Origin of the sequence: Hafnia sp. CBA7124 (assembly GCF_002355555.1) — a bacterium.
In the GTDB taxonomy this organism is placed as follows: Bacteria; Pseudomonadota; Gammaproteobacteria; order Enterobacterales; family Enterobacteriaceae; genus Hafnia; species Hafnia alvei.
In genome coordinates, this window is the sequence record NZ_AP017469.1 from 4,524,350 (window position 1) to 4,546,376 (window position 22,027).

General features: G+C 49.4%; 9 protein-coding genes, 3 tRNA genes and 6 rRNA genes. 2 read left to right on the forward strand and 16 right to left on the reverse strand.

The window, feature by feature from the left end:
* Window positions 1-25: 25 nt before the first annotated feature.
* The 9 genes from rrf (CPY98_RS20535) to CPY98_RS20575 form a co-directional block, all read right to left on the reverse strand.
* Window positions 26-141 (reverse strand): 5S ribosomal RNA (rrf, locus tag CPY98_RS20535).
* Window positions 142-261: 120 nt separating this feature from the next.
* A 23S ribosomal RNA gene (locus tag CPY98_RS20540) occupies window positions 262-3,170 on the reverse strand.
* Between the two features lie 249 nt (window positions 3,171-3,419).
* Window positions 3,420-3,495, reverse strand: a tRNA-Ala gene (locus tag CPY98_RS20545).
* Window positions 3,496-3,549: 54 nt separating this feature from the next.
* Window positions 3,550-3,626: transfer RNA gene (locus tag CPY98_RS20550), tRNA-Ile, on the reverse strand.
* A 73-nt stretch (window positions 3,627-3,699) separates the two neighbouring features.
* Window positions 3,700-5,242 (reverse strand): 16S ribosomal RNA (locus CPY98_RS20555).
* Window positions 5,243-6,099: 857 nt separating this feature from the next.
* Window positions 6,100-6,215: ribosomal RNA gene (gene rrf / locus CPY98_RS20560) — 5S ribosomal RNA — on the reverse strand.
* A gap of 120 nt (window positions 6,216-6,335) precedes the next feature.
* A 23S ribosomal RNA gene (locus CPY98_RS20565) occupies window positions 6,336-9,243 on the reverse strand.
* A gap of 250 nt (window positions 9,244-9,493) precedes the next feature.
* Window positions 9,494-9,569: transfer RNA gene (locus tag CPY98_RS20570), tRNA-Glu, on the reverse strand.
* A 138-nt stretch (window positions 9,570-9,707) separates the two neighbouring features.
* Window positions 9,708-11,250: ribosomal RNA gene (locus CPY98_RS20575) — 16S ribosomal RNA — on the reverse strand.
* Together the 16S, 23S and 5S rRNA genes with 3 tRNA genes alongside form the textbook arrangement of a ribosomal RNA operon.
* 526 nt (window positions 11,251-11,776) lie before the next feature.
* Here CPY98_RS20575 and CPY98_RS20580 point away from each other — a divergent pair.
* Both CPY98_RS20580 and mdtD read left to right on the forward strand, forming a co-directional pair.
* Window positions 11,777-12,469: a FadR/GntR family transcriptional regulator gene (locus CPY98_RS20580; protein ID WP_096388687.1), complete on the forward strand. Its 693-nt coding sequence runs from the start codon at window positions 11,777-11,779 to the stop codon at window positions 12,467-12,469.
* Window positions 12,470-12,480: 11 nt separating this feature from the next.
* Window positions 12,481-13,920 carry a multidrug transporter subunit MdtD gene (mdtD, locus tag CPY98_RS20585; RefSeq protein WP_096388688.1) on the forward strand — a complete coding sequence of 480 codons (1,440 nt, stop codon included), beginning with the start codon at window positions 12,481-12,483 and terminating at the stop codon, window positions 13,918-13,920.
* On the opposite strand, the gene rbsR is transcribed toward mdtD, so the two are convergent.
* The 7 genes from rbsR to kup all read right to left on the reverse strand — a co-directional run bounded on the left by rbsR (window position 13,895) and on the right by kup (window position 21,996).
* Window positions 13,895-14,896 carry a ribose operon transcriptional repressor RbsR gene (gene rbsR / locus CPY98_RS20590; RefSeq protein ID WP_025797428.1) on the reverse strand — a complete coding sequence of 334 codons (1,002 nt, stop codon included), beginning with the start codon at window positions 14,894-14,896 and terminating at the stop codon, window positions 13,895-13,897. The genes mdtD and rbsR overlap by 26 nt on opposite strands.
* Window positions 14,897-14,923: 27 nt before the next feature.
* A complete protein-coding gene (gene rbsK / locus CPY98_RS20595; RefSeq protein ID WP_046360577.1) occupies window positions 14,924-15,847 on the reverse strand; it encodes a ribokinase in 924 nt (307 codons plus the stop codon).
* Window positions 15,848-15,920: 73 nt separating this feature from the next.
* A complete protein-coding gene (rbsB, locus tag CPY98_RS20600) occupies window positions 15,921-16,808 on the reverse strand; it encodes a ribose ABC transporter substrate-binding protein RbsB (protein WP_025797424.1) in 888 nt (295 codons plus the stop codon).
* A gap of 24 nt (window positions 16,809-16,832) precedes the next feature.
* The gene (gene rbsC / locus CPY98_RS20605; protein WP_025797422.1) at window positions 16,833-17,813 is read right to left on the reverse strand and encodes a ribose ABC transporter permease; all 981 of its coding nucleotides are present in this window, start codon (window positions 17,811-17,813) and stop codon (window positions 16,833-16,835) included.
* 6 nt (window positions 17,814-17,819) lie between these two features.
* On the reverse strand, window positions 17,820-19,325 hold the full coding sequence (gene rbsA, locus CPY98_RS20610; protein ID WP_025797421.1) for a ribose ABC transporter ATP-binding protein RbsA: 1,506 nt from the start codon (window positions 19,323-19,325) through the stop codon (window positions 17,820-17,822).
* A gap of 7 nt (window positions 19,326-19,332) precedes the next feature.
* Window positions 19,333-19,752 (reverse strand): D-ribose pyranase, encoded by a 420-nt coding sequence (gene rbsD, locus CPY98_RS20615; protein WP_040045296.1) that lies wholly within the window; start codon window positions 19,750-19,752, stop codon window positions 19,333-19,335.
* Window positions 19,753-20,127: 375 nt separating this feature from the next.
* Window positions 20,128-21,996, reverse strand: a complete 1,869-nt coding sequence (kup, locus tag CPY98_RS20620) for a low affinity potassium transporter Kup (RefSeq protein WP_043489939.1) — start codon at window positions 21,994-21,996, stop codon at window positions 20,128-20,130.
* Window positions 21,997-22,027: the final 31 nt, after the last annotated feature.

The following is a 22,027-nucleotide window of genomic DNA, read 5'->3' on the forward strand; positions in this document are numbered from 1 at the left end:
ACTGAGGTTCTTTACTTTAATTAAAGCCTGGCAGTTCCCTACTCTCGCATGGGGAGACCCCACACTACCATCGGCGCTACGGCGTTTCACTTCTGAGTTCGGCATGGGGTCAGGTGGGACCACCGCGCTATCGCCGCCAGGCATATTCTGTTAATTAACCCGTGCTCCGTATCTCTACAGCTCACCAGTCAATCCAATCTGTTCACAAGCCTACTCTTTGTGTTTTCGCGTCTCTGCGTCTTAAAACACCTTCGGTGTTGTAAGGTTAAGCCTCACGGATCATTAGTACTGGTTAGCTCAACGTATCGCTACGCTTACACACCCAGCCTATCAACGTCTTAGTCTTAAACGTTCCTTTAGGAGACTCAAGGTCTCAGGGAAGACTCATCTCGAGGCAAGTTTCGCGCTTAGATGCTTTCAGCGCTTATCTTTTCCGCATTTAGCTACCGGGCAATGCCATTGGCATGACAACCCGAACACCAGTGATGCGTCCACTCCGGTCCTCTCGTACTAGGAGCAGCCCCTCTCAATCTTCCAACGCCCACGGCAGATAGGGACCGAACTGTCTCACGACGTTCTAAACCCAGCTCGCGTACCACTTTAAATGGCGAACAGCCATACCCTTGGGACCTACTTCAGCCCCAGGATGTGATGAGCCGACATCGAGGTGCCAAACACCGCCGTCGATATGAACTCTTGGGCGGTATCAGCCTGTTATCCCCGGAGTACCTTTTATCCGTTGAGCGATGGCCCTTCCATTCAGAACCACCGGATCACTATGACCTACTTTCGTACCTGCTCGAGCCGTCACTCTCGCAGTCAAGCTAGCTTATGCCATTGCACTAACCTCACGATGTCCGACCGTGATTAGCTAACCTTCGTGCTCCTCCGTTACTCTTTAGGAGGAGACCGCCCCAGTCAAACTACCCACCAGACACTGTCCTCAATCCCGATTAGGGACCGGAGTTAGAACATCAAACATTAAAGGGTGGTATTTCAAGGTTGGCTCCACGCAGACTGGCGTCCACGCTTCAAAGCCTCCCACCTATCCTACACATCAAGGCTCAATGTTCAGTGTCAAGCTATAGTAAAGGTTCACGGGGTCTTTCCGTCTTGCCGCGGGTACACTGCATCTTCACAGCGAGTTCAATTTCACTGAGTCTCGGGTGGAGACAGCCTGGCCATCATTACGCCATTCGTGCAGGTCGGAACTTACCCGACAAGGAATTTCGCTACCTTAGGACCGTTATAGTTACGGCCGCCGTTTACTGGGGCTTCGATCAAGAGCTTCGCCTTGCGGCTGACCCCATCAATTAACCTTCCAGCACCGGGCAGGCGTCACACCGTATACGTCCACTTTCGTGTTTGCACAGTGCTGTGTTTTTATTAAACAGTTGCAGCCAGCTGGTATCTTCGACTGGCTTCAGCTCCATCCGCAAGGGACTTCACCTACGCGCCAGCGTGCCTTCTCCCGAAGTTACGGCACCATTTTGCCTAGTTCCTTCACCCGAGTTCTCTCAAGCGCCTTGGTATTCTCTACCTGACCACCTGTGTCGGTTTGGGGTACGATTCAATGTTACCTAGAGCTTAGAGGCTTTTCCTGGAAGCTTGGCATCAACTACTTCATCACCGTAGTGACTCGTCATCACGCCTCAGGGTTAATAAAAGCGCGGATTTACCAACGCTTTCCCCCTACACGCTTAAACCGGGACAACCGTCGCCCGGATAGCCTAGCCTTCTCCGTCCCCCCTTCGCAGTAACACCGAGTACAGGAATATTAACCTGTTTCCCATCGACTACGCCTTTCGGCCTCGCCTTAGGGGTCGACTCACCCTGCCCCGATTAACGTTGGACAGGAACCCTTGGTCTTCCGGCGAGCGGGTTTTTCACCCGCTTTATCGTTACTTATGTCAGCATTCGCACTTCTGATACCTCCAGCAACCCTCACAGGCCACCTTCAACGGCTTACAGAACGCTCCCCTACCCAACAACACCTAAGTGTCGCTGCCGCAGCTTCGGTGCATAGTTTAGCCCCGTTACATCTTCCGCGCAGGCCGACTCGACCAGTGAGCTATTACGCTTTCTTTAAATGATGGCTGCTTCTAAGCCAACATCCTGGCTGTCTATGCCTTCCCACATCGTTTCCCACTTAACTATGACTTTGGGACCTTAGCTGGCGGTCTGGGTTGTTTCCCTCTTCACGACGGACGTTAGCACCCGCCGTGTGTCTCCCGTGATAACATTCTTCGGTATTCGTAGTTTGCATCGAGTTGGTAAGTCGGGATGACCCCCTAGTCGAAACAGTGCTCTACCCCCGAAGATGAGTTCACGAGGCGCTACCTAAATAGCTTTCGGGGAGAACCAGCTATCTCCCGGTTTGATTGGCCTTTCACCCCCAGCCACAAGTCATCCGCTAATTTTTCAACATTAGTCGGTTCGGTCCTCCAGTTAGTGTTACCCAACCTTCAACCTGCCCATGGCTAGATCACCGGGTTTCGGGTCTATACCTTGCAACTTGACGCCCAGTTAAGACTCGGTTTCCCTACGGCTCCCCTATTCGGTTAACCTTGCTACAAAATATAAGTCGCTGACCCATTATACAAAAGGTACGCAGTCACCCCATAAAAGAGGCTCCCACTGCTTGTACGTACACGGTTTCAGGTTCTATTTCACTCCCCTCGCCGGGGTTCTTTTCGCCTTTCCCTCACGGTACTGGTTCACTATCGGTCAGTCAGGAGTATTTAGCCTTGGAGGATGGTCCCCCCATATTCAGACAGGATGTCACGTGTCCCGCCCTACTCATCGAACTCACAACATATGCATTTTCAAGTACGGGGCTATCACCCTGTATCGCCGGACTTTCCAGACCGTTCCTCTGACACATACGCTGATTAAGGTTCTGGGCTGCTCCCCGTTCGCTCGCCGCTACTAGGGGAATCTCGGTTGATTTCTTTTCCTCAGGGTACTTAGATGTTTCAGTTCCCCTGGTTCGCTTCGTTAAGCTATGTATTCACTTAACGATAGTGCAACGAATTGCACTGGGTTTCCCCATTCGGAAATCGTCGGTTATAACGCTTCATATCAGCTTACCGACGCTTATCGCAGATTAGCACGTCCTTCATCGCCTCTGACTGCCTAGGCATCCACCGTGTACGCTTAGTCACTTAACCTCACAACCCGAAGGTGTCTCTTTAGTGAACGCGGTTACGAACCGGTTCAAGACAGCATTCAAGATTGCAAAAAATTGAGAGACTGCTTAATACAAACTGTGTCAGTGTGTCTCACAGTTGCTTAAGCTTTCAAATTTCAGCTTGTTCCAGATTGTTAAAGAGCAAAATACTTCGCAGCATACTGTTTCCAATACACTCTGAAGTATGTTTTTGAGACTGAATACTATTATTTATCGCAAACAAAAGTAATGGTGGAGCTATGCGGGATCGAACCGCAGACCTCCTGCGTGCAAGGCAGGCGCTCTCCCAGCTGAGCTATAACCCCATACAGTCAACAGTTTACCTTTGATACCAACTCCTGACACACAGGCGTAAGAATTGGTAGGCCTGAGTGGACTTGAACCACCGACCTCACCCTTATCAGGGGTGCGCTCTAACCACCTGAGCTACAAGCCTATATAAAGGTATTCTGCTCGTTATTCTTCATCAGACAATCTGTGTGGACACTGCACTTAACGCTATCTTTAGGTAAGGAGGTGATCCAACCGCAGGTTCCCCTACGGTTACCTTGTTACGACTTCACCCCAGTCATGAATCACAAAGTGGTAAGCGCCCTCCCGAAGGTTAAGCTACCTACTTCTTTTGCAACCCACTCCCATGGTGTGACGGGCGGTGTGTACAAGGCCCGGGAACGTATTCACCGTAGCATTCTGATCTACGATTACTAGCGATTCCGACTTCATGGAGTCGAGTTGCAGACTCCAATCCGGACTACGACATACTTTATGAGGTCCGCTTGCTCTCGCGAGTTCGCTTCTCTTTGTATATGCCATTGTAGCACGTGTGTAGCCCTACTCGTAAGGGCCATGATGACTTGACGTCATCCCCACCTTCCTCCGGTTTATCACCGGCAGTCTCCTTTGAGTTCCCACCATTACGTGCTGGCAACAAAGGATAAGGGTTGCGCTCGTTGCGGGACTTAACCCAACATTTCACAACACGAGCTGACGACAGCCATGCAGCACCTGTCTCAGAGTTCCCGAAGGCACTAAGCTATCTCTAGCAAATTCTCTGGATGTCAAGAGTAGGTAAGGTTCTTCGCGTTGCATCGAATTAAACCACATGCTCCACCGCTTGTGCGGGCCCCCGTCAATTCATTTGAGTTTTAACCTTGCGGCCGTACTCCCCAGGCGGTCGACTTAACGCGTTAGCTCCGGAAGCCACGCCTCAAGGGCACAACCTCCAAGTCGACATCGTTTACAGCGTGGACTACCAGGGTATCTAATCCTGTTTGCTCCCCACGCTTTCGCACCTGAGCGTCAGTCTTTGTCCAGGGGGCCGCCTTCGCCACCGGTATTCCTCCAGATCTCTACGCATTTCACCGCTACACCTGGAATTCTACCCCCCTCTACAAGACTCTAGCTTGCCAGTTTCAAATGCAGTTCCCAAGTTAAGCTCGGGGATTTCACATCTGACTTAACAAACCGCCTGCGTGCGCTTTACGCCCAGTAATTCCGATTAACGCTTGCACCCTCCGTATTACCGCGGCTGCTGGCACGGAGTTAGCCGGTGCTTCTTCTGCGAGTAACGTCAATCACTGCGGTTATTAACCACAATGCCTTCCTCCTCGCTGAAAGTACTTTACAACCCGAAGGCCTTCTTCATACACGCGGCATGGCTGCATCAGGCTTGCGCCCATTGTGCAATATTCCCCACTGCTGCCTCCCGTAGGAGTCTGGACCGTGTCTCAGTTCCAGTGTGGCTGGTCATCCTCTCAGACCAGCTAGAGATCGTCGCCTAGGTGAGCCATTACCCCACCTACTAGCTAATCCCATCTGGGCACATCTGATGGCGTGAGGCCCGAAGGTCCCCCACTTTGGTCCGAAGACGTCATGCGGTATTAGCTACCGTTTCCAGTAGTTATCCCCCTCCATCAGGCAGTTTCCCAGACATTACTCACCCGTCCGCCGCTCGTCACCCAGAGAGCAAGCTCTCTTGTGCTACCGCTCGACTTGCATGTGTTAGGCCTGCCGCCAGCGTTCAATCTGAGCCATGATCAAACTCTTCAATTAAAAGCTTGATTTGCTTCAACAAGTGAAGCGATGCTCGAAAATTAACTTTCGTAATAATTCACTAAATGAATTACTGCTTGGTCACTCTTCAAGACTTTAATATTTTATCGTCCGAGGACGTTAGATATTGTCTTGTGAGTGCCCACACAGATTGTCTGATAAATTGTTAAAGAGCAGCGAATTGCGAACATTCGTTCCAGCAACTCGGGAGGTGCATATTACGCTTTCCTCCTGAAGAGTCAAGCTTTTTTCTTTTCAGAAATTCGCATTACTGCGATGCTTTTCTCTTCCTCACCGAGCGACGTTTGCGTCGTTGTTCCCGGTCAGTGGTGGCGCATTATAGGGACTTCTCAGCAGGTGGCAAGTGTTTATTTCACAAATAAATCTGAGTGCATAATATTTCATCATTAAGTTTAAAAAACGACACTCTCTGAATGAATATTATGCAGAAATGGCTTGTACTACAGCTATCGTTGTATTCAGAGATATAAACAAGAGGCAGGAAAACATATTCAAGTTTTGATTTTATTATTGGCTAGATCGATTTTTAAATCGTTTATCACCGATAAAACAAGTGACTCAGGATCAGCTGTTATTCGATTTATAGTAGAACTCACGCTCGACCTTAGAATGATTAGGGGGAGAAATAAGAAAAGGATAACGAAGAGAAATAAAATAATTAGAAGTATGGTGCTTAATATGAACTATTTGAGCGATATATCACCATGCAGATAATATCCTCTGCTTAGCAGCTACTCTGTAAAAACATATTTCATGGTCAATAGAGAATGATTTACTCAAATTCCCCATAGCAAAAAACCCCAGTCTTTCGACTGAGGTTCTTTACTTTAATTAAAGCCTGGCAGTTCCCTACTCTCGCATGGGGAGACCCCACACTACCATCGGCGCTACGGCGTTTCACTTCTGAGTTCGGCATGGGGTCAGGTGGGACCACCGCGCTATCGCCGCCAGGCATATTCTGTTAATTAACCCGTGCTCCGTATCTCTACAGCTCACCAGTCAATCCAATCTGTTCACAAGCCTACTCTTTGTGTTTTCGCGTCTCTGCGTCTTAAAACACCTTCGGTGTTGTAAGGTTAAGCCTCACGGATCATTAGTACTGGTTAGCTCAACGTATCGCTACGCTTACACACCCAGCCTATCAACGTCTTAGTCTTAAACGTTCCTTTAGGAGACTCAAGGTCTCAGGGAAGACTCATCTCGAGGCAAGTTTCGCGCTTAGATGCTTTCAGCGCTTATCTTTTCCGCATTTAGCTACCGGGCAATGCCATTGGCATGACAACCCGAACACCAGTGATGCGTCCACTCCGGTCCTCTCGTACTAGGAGCAGCCCCTCTCAATCTTCCAACGCCCACGGCAGATAGGGACCGAACTGTCTCACGACGTTCTAAACCCAGCTCGCGTACCACTTTAAATGGCGAACAGCCATACCCTTGGGACCTACTTCAGCCCCAGGATGTGATGAGCCGACATCGAGGTGCCAAACACCGCCGTCGATATGAACTCTTGGGCGGTATCAGCCTGTTATCCCCGGAGTACCTTTTATCCGTTGAGCGATGGCCCTTCCATTCAGAACCACCGGATCACTATGACCTACTTTCGTACCTGCTCGAGCCGTCACTCTCGCAGTCAAGCTAGCTTATGCCATTGCACTAACCTCACGATGTCCGACCGTGATTAGCTAACCTTCGTGCTCCTCCGTTACTCTTTAGGAGGAGACCGCCCCAGTCAAACTACCCACCAGACACTGTCCTCAATCCCGATTAGGGACCGGAGTTAGAACATCAAACATTAAAGGGTGGTATTTCAAGGTTGGCTCCACGCAGACTGGCGTCCACGCTTCAAAGCCTCCCACCTATCCTACACATCAAGGCTCAATGTTCAGTGTCAAGCTATAGTAAAGGTTCACGGGGTCTTTCCGTCTTGCCGCGGGTACACTGCATCTTCACAGCGAGTTCAATTTCACTGAGTCTCGGGTGGAGACAGCCTGGCCATCATTACGCCATTCGTGCAGGTCGGAACTTACCCGACAAGGAATTTCGCTACCTTAGGACCGTTATAGTTACGGCCGCCGTTTACTGGGGCTTCGATCAAGAGCTTCGCCTTGCGGCTGACCCCATCAATTAACCTTCCAGCACCGGGCAGGCGTCACACCGTATACGTCCACTTTCGTGTTTGCACAGTGCTGTGTTTTTATTAAACAGTTGCAGCCAGCTGGTATCTTCGACTGGCTTCAGCTCCATCCGCAAGGGACTTCACCTACGCGCCAGCGTGCCTTCTCCCGAAGTTACGGCACCATTTTGCCTAGTTCCTTCACCCGAGTTCTCTCAAGCGCCTTGGTATTCTCTACCTGACCACCTGTGTCGGTTTGGGGTACGATTCAATGTTACCTAGAGCTTAGAGGCTTTTCCTGGAAGCTTGGCATCAACTACTTCATCACCGTAGTGACTCGTCATCACGCCTCAGGGTTAATAAAAGCGCGGATTTACCAACGCTTTCCCCCTACACGCTTAAACCGGGACAACCGTCGCCCGGATAGCCTAGCCTTCTCCGTCCCCCCTTCGCAGTAACACCGAGTACAGGAATATTAACCTGTTTCCCATCGACTACGCCTTTCGGCCTCGCCTTAGGGGTCGACTCACCCTGCCCCGATTAACGTTGGACAGGAACCCTTGGTCTTCCGGCGAGCGGGTTTTTCACCCGCTTTATCGTTACTTATGTCAGCATTCGCACTTCTGATACCTCCAGCAACCCTCACAGGCCACCTTCAACGGCTTACAGAACGCTCCCCTACCCAACAACACCTAAGTGTCGCTGCCGCAGCTTCGGTGCATAGTTTAGCCCCGTTACATCTTCCGCGCAGGCCGACTCGACCAGTGAGCTATTACGCTTTCTTTAAATGATGGCTGCTTCTAAGCCAACATCCTGGCTGTCTATGCCTTCCCACATCGTTTCCCACTTAACTATGACTTTGGGACCTTAGCTGGCGGTCTGGGTTGTTTCCCTCTTCACGACGGACGTTAGCACCCGCCGTGTGTCTCCCGTGATAACATTCTTCGGTATTCGTAGTTTGCATCGAGTTGGTAAGTCGGGATGACCCCCTAGTCGAAACAGTGCTCTACCCCCGAAGATGAGTTCACGAGGCGCTACCTAAATAGCTTTCGGGGAGAACCAGCTATCTCCCGGTTTGATTGGCCTTTCACCCCCAGCCACAAGTCATCCGCTAATTTTTCAACATTAGTCGGTTCGGTCCTCCAGTTAGTGTTACCCAACCTTCAACCTGCCCATGGCTAGATCACCGGGTTTCGGGTCTATACCTTGCAACTTGACGCCCAGTTAAGACTCGGTTTCCCTACGGCTCCCCTATTCGGTTAACCTTGCTACAAAATATAAGTCGCTGACCCATTATACAAAAGGTACGCAGTCACCCCATAAAGAGGCTCCCACTGCTTGTACGTACACGGTTTCAGGTTCTATTTCACTCCCCTCGCCGGGGTTCTTTTCGCCTTTCCCTCACGGTACTGGTTCACTATCGGTCAGTCAGGAGTATTTAGCCTTGGAGGATGGTCCCCCCATATTCAGACAGGATGTCACGTGTCCCGCCCTACTCATCGAACTCACAACATATGCATTTTCAAGTACGGGGCTATCACCCTGTATCGCCGGACTTTCCAGACCGTTCCTCTGACACATACGCTGATTAAGGTTCTGGGCTGCTCCCCGTTCGCTCGCCGCTACTAGGGGAATCTCGGTTGATTTCTTTTCCTCAGGGTACTTAGATGTTTCAGTTCCCCTGGTTCGCTTCGTTAAGCTATGTATTCACTTAACGATAGTGCAACGAATTGCACTGGGTTTCCCCATTCGGAAATCGTCGGTTATAACGCTTCATATCAGCTTACCGACGCTTATCGCAGATTAGCACGTCCTTCATCGCCTCTGACTGCCTAGGCATCCACCGTGTACGCTTAGTCACTTAACCTCACAACCCGAAGGTGTCTCTTTAGTGAACGCGGTTACGAACCGGTTCAAGACAACATTCAAGATTGCAAAAAATTGAGAGACTGCTTAATACAAACTGTGTCAGTGTGTCTCACAGTTGCTTAAGCTTTCAAATTTCAGCTTGTTCCAGATTGTTAAAGAGCAATATCTTAAACACGACTCGTTAGAATCATCTTTAAGATTTTTCGTTCATTAGAACGGGTGATAATGTCTTTCACTCATTATCGGAATGGCGTCCCCAAGGGGATTCGAACCCCTGTTACAGCCGTGAAAGGGCAGTGTCCTAGGCCTCTAGACGATGGGGACACGAAAATACCGACAAAGCTTTCGCCTTCTCGTTTCGTATCAGCATGAGTCTTAAAACTCACAACATCAACAGGTGCTCTTGCTCATTAATTTCATCAGACAATCTGTGTGGACACTGCACTTAACGCTATCTTTAGGTAAGGAGGTGATCCAACCGCAGGTTCCCCTACGGTTACCTTGTTACGACTTCACCCCAGTCATGAATCACAAAGTGGTAAGCGCCCTCCCGAAGGTTAAGCTACCTACTTCTTTTGCAACCCACTCCCATGGTGTGACGGGCGGTGTGTACAAGGCCCGGGAACGTATTCACCGTAGCATTCTGATCTACGATTACTAGCGATTCCGACTTCATGGAGTCGAGTTGCAGACTCCAATCCGGACTACGACATACTTTATGAGGTCCGCTTGCTCTCGCGAGTTCGCTTCTCTTTGTATATGCCATTGTAGCACGTGTGTAGCCCTACTCGTAAGGGCCATGATGACTTGACGTCATCCCCACCTTCCTCCGGTTTATCACCGGCAGTCTCCTTTGAGTTCCCACCATTACGTGCTGGCAACAAAGGATAAGGGTTGCGCTCGTTGCGGGACTTAACCCAACATTTCACAACACGAGCTGACGACAGCCATGCAGCACCTGTCTCAGAGTTCCCGAAGGCACTAAAGCATCTCTGCTAAATTCTCTGGATGTCAAGAGTAGGTAAGGTTCTTCGCGTTGCATCGAATTAAACCACATGCTCCACCGCTTGTGCGGGCCCCCGTCAATTCATTTGAGTTTTAACCTTGCGGCCGTACTCCCCAGGCGGTCGACTTAACGCGTTAGCTCCGGAAGCCACGCCTCAAGGGCACAACCTCCAAGTCGACATCGTTTACAGCGTGGACTACCAGGGTATCTAATCCTGTTTGCTCCCCACGCTTTCGCACCTGAGCGTCAGTCTTTGTCCAGGGGGCCGCCTTCGCCACCGGTATTCCTCCAGATCTCTACGCATTTCACCGCTACACCTGGAATTCTACCCCCCTCTACAAGACTCTAGCTTGCCAGTTTCAAATGCAGTTCCCAAGTTAAGCTCGGGGATTTCACATCTGACTTAACAAACCGCCTGCGTGCGCTTTACGCCCAGTAATTCCGATTAACGCTTGCACCCTCCGTATTACCGCGGCTGCTGGCACGGAGTTAGCCGGTGCTTCTTCTGCGAGTAACGTCAATCACTGCGGTTATTAACCACAATGCCTTCCTCCTCGCTGAAAGTACTTTACAACCCGAAGGCCTTCTTCATACACGCGGCATGGCTGCATCAGGCTTGCGCCCATTGTGCAATATTCCCCACTGCTGCCTCCCGTAGGAGTCTGGACCGTGTCTCAGTTCCAGTGTGGCTGGTCATCCTCTCAGACCAGCTAGAGATCGTCGCCTAGGTGAGCCATTACCCCACCTACTAGCTAATCCCATCTGGGCACATCTGATGGCGTGAGGCCCGAAGGTCCCCCACTTTGGTCCGAAGACGTCATGCGGTATTAGCTACCGTTTCCAGTAGTTATCCCCCTCCATCAGGCAGTTTCCCAGACATTACTCACCCGTCCGCCGCTCGTCACCCAGAGAGCAAGCTCTCTTGTGCTACCGCTCGACTTGCATGTGTTAGGCCTGCCGCCAGCGTTCAATCTGAGCCATGATCAAACTCTTCAATTAAAAGCTTGATTTGCTTCAACAAGTGAAGCGATGCTCGAAAATTTAACTTTCGTAATAATTCACTAAATGAATTACTGCTTGGTCACTCTTCAAGACTTTAATATTTTATCGTCCGAGGACGTTAGATATTGTCTTGTGAGTGCCCACACAGATTGTCTGATAAATTGTTAAAGAGCGACGCCAATCAAACATAAGTTCTCATTGGCGTGGGCTGCGTATACTACGCTTTTAGCCCGAAGAGTCAAGCATTTATTTTTCAACAAACTGCATAACTCATTAAATCTTCTTGCTGTCCAAGCGATGTTTGCATCGTTATTCCCGGTCAGTGGTGGCGCATTATAGGGACTTCTCAGCAGGTGACAAGTGTTTATTTCATAAAACTTTCTGAATGCATAATATTTCAACATTAAGCTTAAAAAACGTAAAATACGCGCCACTTTTAACCGAATAAAGACATTGCGGTTTGCTTTTGTAGGATAAAATAAGAGTGAAACAAAGGTAATTATGCCAGATAGGACCTAAAGCCATGCAACTCAACGCACAACAACAAGCTGCACAACGCAACCTTTCTTATCTCTTAGCAGAAAAGATCGGTCAGCGTATTCTCTCTGGAGAATATAAGGCAGGCAGCATCCTGCCTGGGGAGCTCGAGCTTGGAGATATTTATGGTGTCAGCCGTACTGCCGTTCGTGAAGCAGTAAAAATGCTGGCAGCTAAGGGGATGGTATTGCCTCGCCCAAGAATTGGTACTCGTGTTATGCCAAGTAGTCACTGGAACTTCTTAGATCAGGAGTTATTAACTTGGTGGCTAACCCGTGAGAATTTCGAGCATGTAAAAGAACACTTTTTAGTTCTGCGCCATGCACTAGAACCACAGGCCTGCCTATTAGCGGCGCTCCATGCCTCAGAAGAGCAGAAAGCTGAACTCAATACATTAATGGATGAGATGCGCGAATTGAATAACCGCTTTGACCGCGAGCGCTGGATCAAAGTTGACGTTCAATTCCACCAGCTTATCTATAAGGCCAGTGCGAATCCTTTCCTAACATCATTCGCCAACCTATTCAGTTCCGTTTACCAAAGCTATTTCCGCGCAATCACCGGTGATGAAGTTATAAAGCTCAGTCTTCATCAGGCTATTGTTGATGCAATTTTGACTGGAAACAGTATGGATGCATTTATTTCCTGTCAGGCTCTGCTAGGACAAAAACACGACTAAACGGTATACCTATGACAAAAACTGCCCGTAGTATGGCTGGCTTACCTTGGATTGCCGCCATGGCTTTTTTCATGCAAGCCTTAGACGCAACCATTCTGAATACAGCTATTCCCTCTATTGCGCGTAGTTTGGATCGCTCCCCGCTGGCCATGCAATCTGCCATTATCAGCTATACGCTGACGGTTGCGATGTTAATACCCGTCAGCGGGTGGGTTGCAGATAGATTTGGTACCCGCAAAGTGTTTATCTTCGCGGTTTCTCTGTTCTCACTGGGTTCTCTCTCCTGTGCATTGTCAGGCTCCCTGACGATGCTAGTCTGCTCACGCGTGCTTCAAGGCATTGGCGGCGCAATGATGATGCCGGTTGCGCGATTAGCACTACTGCGTGCCTACCCTCGCAGTGAATTATTGCCGGTCTTAAACTTTGTCACGATGCCAGGGCTGATCGGGCCGGTAGTCGGACCTATGCTCGGCGGTTGGCTAGTCACGGTGGCAACTTGGCATTGGATATTCCTAATCAATATTCCTATCGGTGTTGCAGGTATTTTTTACGCCCGCCGCTATATGCCTGATTTCAAGACCCCAACCCGACGCTTCGACTATATTGGCTTCTTAATTTTTGGGGTAAGTCTGGTTTGTCTTTCTACCGGTATGGAGCTTTTTGGCGAGAACGTGCTGCCAGTTATCTATGCGTGGCTGATTCTATTCGCTGGTGTTGCGCTTCTATTTACCTATGTTCTGCATGCTCGTCGCCATCCGCAGCCGCTAATTGATTTACCGCTCTTCAAAACGCGGACATTCTCCATCGGTATCGTAGGTAACGTAGCTTCCCGATTGGGTACGGGATGTATCCCGTTCTTAATGCCATTAATGTTGCAGGTCGGTTTTGGATACTCAGCCATTATTGCTGGCTGCATGATGGCGCCAACCGCGATAGGTTCGATCATTGCTAAGTCAACCGTAACCGGCGTATTACGCCGATTTGGCTATCGTAAAACGTTGGTCTGCGTAACGATGATTATTGGGGTGATGATTGCGCAGTTTTCACTGCAAGATCCTGACATGCCGTTATGGATGCTAGTTTTGCCGTTATTCTTGCTAGGGATGGTGATGTCGACGCAGTTCACATCGATGAACACCATTTCGTTGGGCGATTTAACGGATAAAAACGCCAGCGCGGGGAATAGTGTTCTCGCGGTAACCCAGCAACTATCTATTAGCTTTGGGGTCGCAGTCAGCGCTGCCGTGTTGAGATTCTATGACTCCCTATCATTTGGCTCACTAGTCGATCACTTCCACTACACCTTTATTACTATGGGCGTAGTCACCATTTTCTCTGCGTTGATCTTCTTAATGCTGCGCCCTACCGATGGCGATTCCCTTATCAAAGGGCGTAAAGCGCAGCTGCGTAGAAAAAGCCGTGATGCTAAATCTGCCCAACAGAATCCCTAACCATTAACTCTGGTGTTAAAACCAGAGTTTGCGGTTCGAGATCAAGATGCATAAGACGATGTAAAAGCGTATCAACGGCCAATTCACCCAGCTCATCTTTGGGCTGGTGAATGGTGGTTAACGGCGGAGAAAGATATTGCGACATTTCAATATCGTCGTAGCCGACCACGGCCACATCACAGCCTACTTTAAGCCCTGCTCGGTACAAGGCCTGATAGACCCCAACCGCCATAGCATCATTCCCCGTGAAAACAGCATGCGGCGGTTCTGGTAGAGCAAGCAGCTGATTCATGGCATCAACACCGCCAGAAAATTCAAAATCACCAAATATTACGTATTCATCAGGGATCGCAATGCCTGCCTGCTGCATTTCATAACGGTAGCCTTCCAAACGTTCCCAAGCCGGCGTTTTATCTTTTGGCCCCGCAATACAGGCAATCTTGGTATAGCCTCTATCTAACAGATGACGTGTCGCAATTTTCCCGCCGAGAAACGAGTTGTCTTGAATAACATCATTCGGACCATCAAAGACGGCCCAGTCCATCATCACAGTGGGAAGCGATGGATATCGGCTAAGCATTTCGCGCGCAGGACGATAGCTTTCGGTGCACATCATCAATAGCCCATCAACTCGCTTTTGTAGCAGAGTTTCAAGGCTCTGATTCATACGAGCTAAATCACCTTCGGTATTACATAAAATCAAACTATAGCCGCGCTCGTAACAGCTTCGCTCAACGCCGCGTACCACTTCAGCAAAGAAGGGGTTGTTACTGGTTGTCACCAGCATGCCGATGGTTCGAGTTTGATTTAGCTTTAAACTGCGCGCCAATGCTGAAGGGGCGTAGTTAAGCTCTTGTACCGCAGACAACACTTTGTCACGCACGCTGTCGCTGACAAAGCGGTTGTTATTGATGACATGAGAAACTGTTGAGGTTGATACGCCCGCTAAGCGGGCGACGTCTTTCATGGTGGTCACTCAGAGCTACTCCTAATACTGCGACTCTTAGTGTGACTGGAGAAAAGAATCGATCTCTTTGCGCCAAGGAACGGAAGGTTGAGCGCCTTCACGCGTCACGGCGATGGCGGCGGCTGCATGAGCAAAACGCACCGCGGCGTTAATTTCAGTGCCTTCCAGCAACGCTGTTACTAAAGCACCGTTAAATGTATCGCCCGCAGCGATAGTATCAACGGCTTTTACTTTAAACCCTGGAATCGTTTTACCTTGTTGATTTTGGCTCAGCCATACGCCTCGGCTTCCCAAGGTAATCAACACGGTTTTTATCCCTTTTTGATGCAGAACTTCAGCGGCTTGCTGAGCACTCGCATCGTCTTTAATTGTAATACCCGTTAGCTTTTCAGCTTCTGTCTCATTGGGCGTGATGACGTCAATATTAGCGAGTAAGTCATCAGGCAGTTCGCGAGCCGGTGCCGGATTCAAAATAACCTGAGTATTATGCTTACGTGCTAACTGAGCCGCAGCCATAACCGTTTCTAGCGGCGACTCTAGCTGCATGAGCAATGCATCGGCATCTTCAATCAACTTTTGATGCTTAGATAAGTAATCAGGTGTTACCGCGGCGTTAGCGCCCGCGCTAATCCCAATCACGTTCTCTCCTTCCTGATTAACAAAAATCAGTGCGACGCCGGTGGTTTCACCGTCAATAGCTTCGATGGCTTGGGTATTGATACTATCGCTAGAGAGTTGCTGGCGAATACGTTCACCGATGTCATCCTGACCGACGCACGCAATAAAGGAAATATCGGCACCGCTACGACCGGCAGCTACCGCTTGGTTAGCACCTTTACCACCAAAAGCCACTTTATACTGCTGACCTAAAACGGTTTCTCCCGGACGCGGGAAATGCTCGATATTTAGGATATGATCAGCATTAATACTGCCCAATACCACCAGTTTGCCTTTTTGCATCTTGCTCAATCCCTTAAATGTACGCCACCACAGGGGACCTGCAGCGGCGCGATTGTATTACTTGGTCACTGGGTTACTCGGTAACCAGTTTCAGCTCAACAGGAATATTGGCTGGCACTTTTTCGCCTTTCAATACTTTATCTGCTGTTTCTACGCCAATCACGCCAATTTGCTCAGGCTGTTGAGCTACAGTTGCACCCAGTTTGCCACGCTGAACCGCTTTCACGCCGTCGGCGGTGCCGTCAAAACCGACCACCAGCACATCAGCTTTACCCGCGGTTTGCAGTGCACGCAGTGCGCCTAAAGCCATTTCATCGTTCTGTGCAAACACCGCTTGTACCTGTGGGTGTGCCGTTAGCAGGTTCTGCATAACGTTCAAGCCCTTGGTACGGTCAAAGTCAGCAGGCTGGCTGGCCAGCATATTGAATTTGTGTTCTTCCTGCGCTTGCTTGAAACCTTCGCCACGTTCACGCGCGGCTGACGTTCCCGCAATACCTTCTAACTGAATAACTTTGGCATTATCGCCCAATTTCTTGGCGATAAACTCACCCGCGGCCTTACCACCCGCAGCGTTATCAGAAGCGATATGGCTTACCACAACGCCTTTATTCGCCGCACGGTCCAAAGTAATAACCGGAATTTTGGCCTGATTAGCCATCAGAATCGCATTACCTACCGCATCAGAGTCGGTTGGATTAATCAGCATCAGTTTGGTGCCACGTACGGTTAAGTCCTGTACGTTAGCCAGCTCTTTCGCTGGGTTATTCTGAGAATCCAAAATCACCAGCTTGTAGCCTAATTTATCGGCTTCTTTCTGCGCACCGTCTTTCATGGAAACAAAGAACGGGTTATTCAGCGTGGATACCACCAGCGCGATAGTGTCTTGCGCCATCGCATTTGCGCTCAGAGTTGCACTTAAAGCCGCAGCGGAGATCAGTGTTGCCAGTTTTTTCATATTCATTATCGTCGTTTCCTGTAGGGGAGATTATTTGTTGCTTTTGTTGTCTACCAGAACCGCCAGCAAGATAACCACTGCTTTAACGATCATTTGGTAGTAAGACGAAACACCCAGTAAGTTCAGACCATTATTCAGGAAACCTAAGATCAATGCGCCGATCAATGTCCCCATAATGCGGCCTTTACCACCCGCCAAACTGGTTCCTCCCAGTACAACGGCGGCAATAGCATCCAACTCATAGCCTGTACCCGCCGTTGGCTGTGCTGAGGAAAGACGAGCAACCTCGATAACACCGGCCAGAGCAGAGAGCAAACCACACAGCGAATAAACAATAATTTTTACACGGTCAACGCTAATACCTGACAGGCGGGTTGCCGACTCATTACCACCCAACGCATAGATATAGCGGCCAAGGCGCGTGTGATGCAGCATGTACCATGCCAGAGCGAACACAATCACCATCAGCCAGATTGGGGTTGGGATCCCTAGAGGGCGGCCAATACCGAACCAACCAAACAGATCTGCCGCGTCCGAGAAGCCGGTGTTTATTGGGCTTCCGTTGGTATAGACCATGGTCACACCGCGCAACAACAGCATCATCACCAGCGTTGCGATAAAGGCCTGCACTTTGCCTTTGGCGACAATAACCCCCGTACATCCACCGATAGCGGCGCCGAGTGCCAGAGCAGCAAATACGGCAACAAAGGCGTTAACCTCAAGCCCAACAATAGAAGCGGCAACGGCACCGGTGATCGCTAGCAACGATCCGACGGATAAATCAATGCCCGATGTTAGGATCACCAGCGTCATCCCCACCGCCATAATGGCGTTGACCGATGTTTGCTGCAAAATGTTGAAAAGGTTATTAAGCGTAAAGAAATTAGGGCTCATTGAGGATACAACCGCAATCAGCACCAGCAGGGCGATCAGCGACTTTTGCTCCAGCAATAATGTTTTTAACTGATCTTTACTAAACCCACCTTGCTTCTGGGTTGTCTGGGTGTTCATCTGCGATTACTCCTGCTTCACGCCGTATTGCTTGCCAACGGCGGCTGCCATCAGCACTTCTTGGGTTGCCTGTTCAATTGGGAATTCCCCACTGAGGTGGCCATCATGCATCACCAAAATGCGGTCACTCATACCAAGTACTTCTGGCATTTCAGAGGAGACCAAAATGATGCTTAGCCCTTCTTGCTTGAACTGGTTAATAAGTTGGTAAATCTCTTTTTTAGCCCCGACATCGACGCCACGCGTTGGCTCATCCAGAATCAGCACTTTCGGACGCGTCATCAGCCCGCGGGCTATCGCCACTTTTTGCTGATTACCGCCGGAGAGCAAACCAATCGGTTGATCCATCGACGGTGTTTTCACATTAAACAGGCGCATAAAATCGCTTACGGCTTCCTGTTCTTCAGCATGCTTTAGAGAACCATTCGCTCGGCTGAAATAGCGCAATGCGGTAAGAGACATATTCTCTTTCACCGACATTCCCAACACTAAACCATCACGTTTACGGTCTTCAGAAATATAAACAATGCCGTTTGCCAAACCATCCTGCGGTGAGTGTGTAACCACCTCACGCCCATCCAGCGTGACAAAACCCTGTTTGCGCGGTAACGCACCGTACAGAATTTTCATTAATTCGGTACGCCCTGCGCCCATCAGGCCAGAAACACCGAGAATCTCGCCGCGATACAGATCGAAACTGACGTTTTCAACGCCAGGCCCATACAAGCCTTTTACCTGCAAACGTAATTCACCACGTGGCTGATTCAAACGCGGGTACTGTTCTTCCAATTTGCGGCCAACCATCATCTCAATCAGTGAATCTTCTTGCAGCTCACTAACCGGGCGTTCAGCAATGAACTGACCGTCACGGAAAATCGTGACGTCATCGCAAATTTCAAAGATTTCTTTTAGACGATGGGAGATATAAACAATGCCACGACCTTCAGCCTTCAGTTCCCGAATCACTTTAAACAGGGACTCGGTTTCGGTGTCTGTCAGCGCATCGGTAGGCTCGTCCATGATGATAACTTTGGATTCGAAGCTCAGCACCTTAGCAATTTCGACCATTTGCTGATCGCCAATGGATAAATCGCCCACCAGCCGATGGCTGCTGTAGCTGATATTGAGGCGAGCCAGCAATTTGTCCGCTTCGGCATACATTTTTTTCCAATCAATACAGCCCAAGCGATTCACAAACTCACGACCTAAGAAAATATTCTCGGCAATGGTGAGTTGTGGAATGAGGTTGAGCTCTTGATGGATGATGCCGATACCCGCTTCCTGAGAAGATTTAGGGCCGTTAAATGTGACTTCTTTTCCGAGGAAGTTTTGGGTGCCCGCATCTTTTTGATAGATACCGGTAAGAACCTTCATCATGGTGGACTTACCCGCGCCGTTTTCCCCCACTAACGCCATGACACGTCCGGGGTAAACATTTAGCGCAGCACCAGATAGAGCTTTAACGCCGGGAAAGCTTTTATCAATGCCTTTTAAAGCTAATAACGGTTGCATAGCGGCCTCAGAAGGTTACGCCAGAATAAAGCAGCACATTCGCATACGGAGAACACTCTCCGCTGCGAATCACTGCCTTACTGGTAGAGCTCAGCACTTTAAATTGCTCATGGCTGACATACTCCACCGTGATGGTATTTCCCTGGTGTTGTTCGAGTTGTTTCAAATTAGCTAATAACTGCTGATGGATTTCGGCGTTTTTGCCCGGCATCTCTTGCGCAATAACCGCTTTTTCAACCTGCATTTCTTGTGTAATCACACCCACAACCTGAAGAAAACTAGGAACACCGTGGGTTAACGCCAAATCGATACGTTGAGTTGAATCAGGGATCGGAAGCCCTGCATCACCCACCACAATGGCGTCGGTATGACCTAAACGAGAGATGAGATAAGAAATCTCGGAATTGAGTAAGGTGCCTTTTTTCATTTTCTGCTCCATCAGCGAAACGTTTCGCTTGTAAGAATTCTAGGTGCTAATGGATGACTGGCAACTACTAAAGTTGAGATTTGTGATCGCTATCGAAACGTTTCGATAGCAGAAGCGTTTCAGCGGATATAAGCATCTAGGCGAGGCTGAAGCTGCTTATTATTTTCAGCGTTTAAGTCTTGGTAGGGAGAGCCGACGAGACAAGGAAGTCTCGTCGGCGTTTGGGATGCGCATCCCAAACCTTGCGGAAATGCCATCTCGGAAAAAAGCGCGAGGATACAAGGGGCGCGCGCTGGCGCCCCTGCCCGTACGCCAACACAAATGCCGCGAGGGTATGTGCTATTAATAGGCGTACGGAACCTTTCACCAATCGATCTAAATTTCCACCTGTGTTCCAAGCTCAATCACGCGGTTTGGCGGGATCTCAAATTGGTCAGCAGCCTGTAGCGCATTTCGGCTTAATGCCATAAACAGTTTGCCACGCGCTTTCAGATACCAAGGTCGTTTGCCTAAGATCAGCGATTCGTGTGACATGAAGAACGATGTTTCCATCATCCGGCACGGCAGGCCTTCTAATCCGCAACGATGGAAGATCTCCTCCACGTTTGGCGTTTCTTTAAAGCCATAGCTAGCAACGACACGCCAGAAAGTAGGGGAAAGCTGCTCAATGGTCACACGACGAACGTTGTGCACATAAGGTGCATCTTCCGTACGGAGCGTCAGTAAGATCACTCGCTCATGCAGCACCTTGTTATGTTTCAGGTTATGCAGCAACGCGAAAGGAATAACGTTCATCGCACGCGACATATATACAGCCGTTCCTAGCACACGCACTGGCGGTGATTTCTCTAGCGATGCAATCATCGCTTCCAGAGAATTACCGTGTTCATGCAAGCGGCGTAACAAACGGAAACGCTCGCTTTTCCATGTTGTCATGATGATAAACATCACCAGACCAAGGGCAAGCGGCAACCAACCCCCCGAGAAGAACTTCAGGGCATTGGCGGTAAATAGCGGTATGTCCATGCATAGCAGTCCAGCAATCAGGATCATCACCACGAAGCGGTTCCAGTGCCAGTTTTTCACCGCCACGGTACAGCTGAGAATACTGGTTAATACCATGGTGCCTGTTACCGCGATACCGTAGGCCGCGGCCAGATTACTGGAGTGTTCAAAGCTGGCAATCACAATCACCACGGAGATATACAGCGCCCAGTTAATCGCAGGAATGTATATCTGCCCAGCTTCCATATCCGACGTATGAATAATTCGCATCGGAGGGAGATAACCCAAGCGTACAGCTTGGCGAGTTAAGGAGAATACGCCTGAGATAACGGCCTGCGAGGCAATAACGGTCGCAAAGGTCGCCAAAACAAGAAGCGGGATTAATGCCCAATCGGGTGCTAATAAGAAGAACGGGTTTTTGATCGCTTCAGGGTTTTTCAGCAGTAATGCACCTTGCCCAAAATAGTTCAGGATCAGCGATGGAATGACAAAGAAGAACCATGCCAAACGAATAGGCTTCTTACCGAAGTGTCCCATGTCGGCATACAGGGCTTCAACGCCGGTAATAGATAATACAACTGCCCCCAGCGCAAAGAACGCCATGGAACGATGTTCAACGAAGAACCCAATCGCCCATTTGGGATTTAATGCCGTCAGCACCGCGGGATTGTCCATGATGCTGCGCGCACCAAGAATGGCCAGCGTCAGGAACCATAGCACCATCACCGGCGCAAAGAGTTTACCAATACTTCCCGTACCATGTTTTTGAATGAAAAACAGAATGGTAAGAACCAGTATAGAAAGAGGAACAATGTACGGATCAAGCGACGGCGCCGCTATCTCAAGGCCTTCTATCGCTGACATCACTGAAATTGCAGGCGTAATCACTACTTCGCCATAGAAGAAGCTGCCGCCTATTAACCCCAAGATCACTAAAATCGCCGTCACTTTAGGCGCTGTATTACGCCCCGCTAATGACATCAGGGTTAATATCCCACCTTCACCCGCGTTATCTGCACGCATGACGAAAGTCAGGTATTTAAGGGATACAATGAGGATCTGCATCCAGAAAATCAGTGAGAGAAAACCAAATACAATTTCTGGTTCAACATTAAAACCGTAGTGACCAGAAAAACACTCGCGTAAGGTATATAAAGGGCTTGTACCTATATCGCCATACACTACGCCGATAGCGGCCAGTGTGACTGTCGTTAATGAACGTTTATGCTCTGAACTCATAACTTGTTTCTTTTGCTGGAACATCTATAAG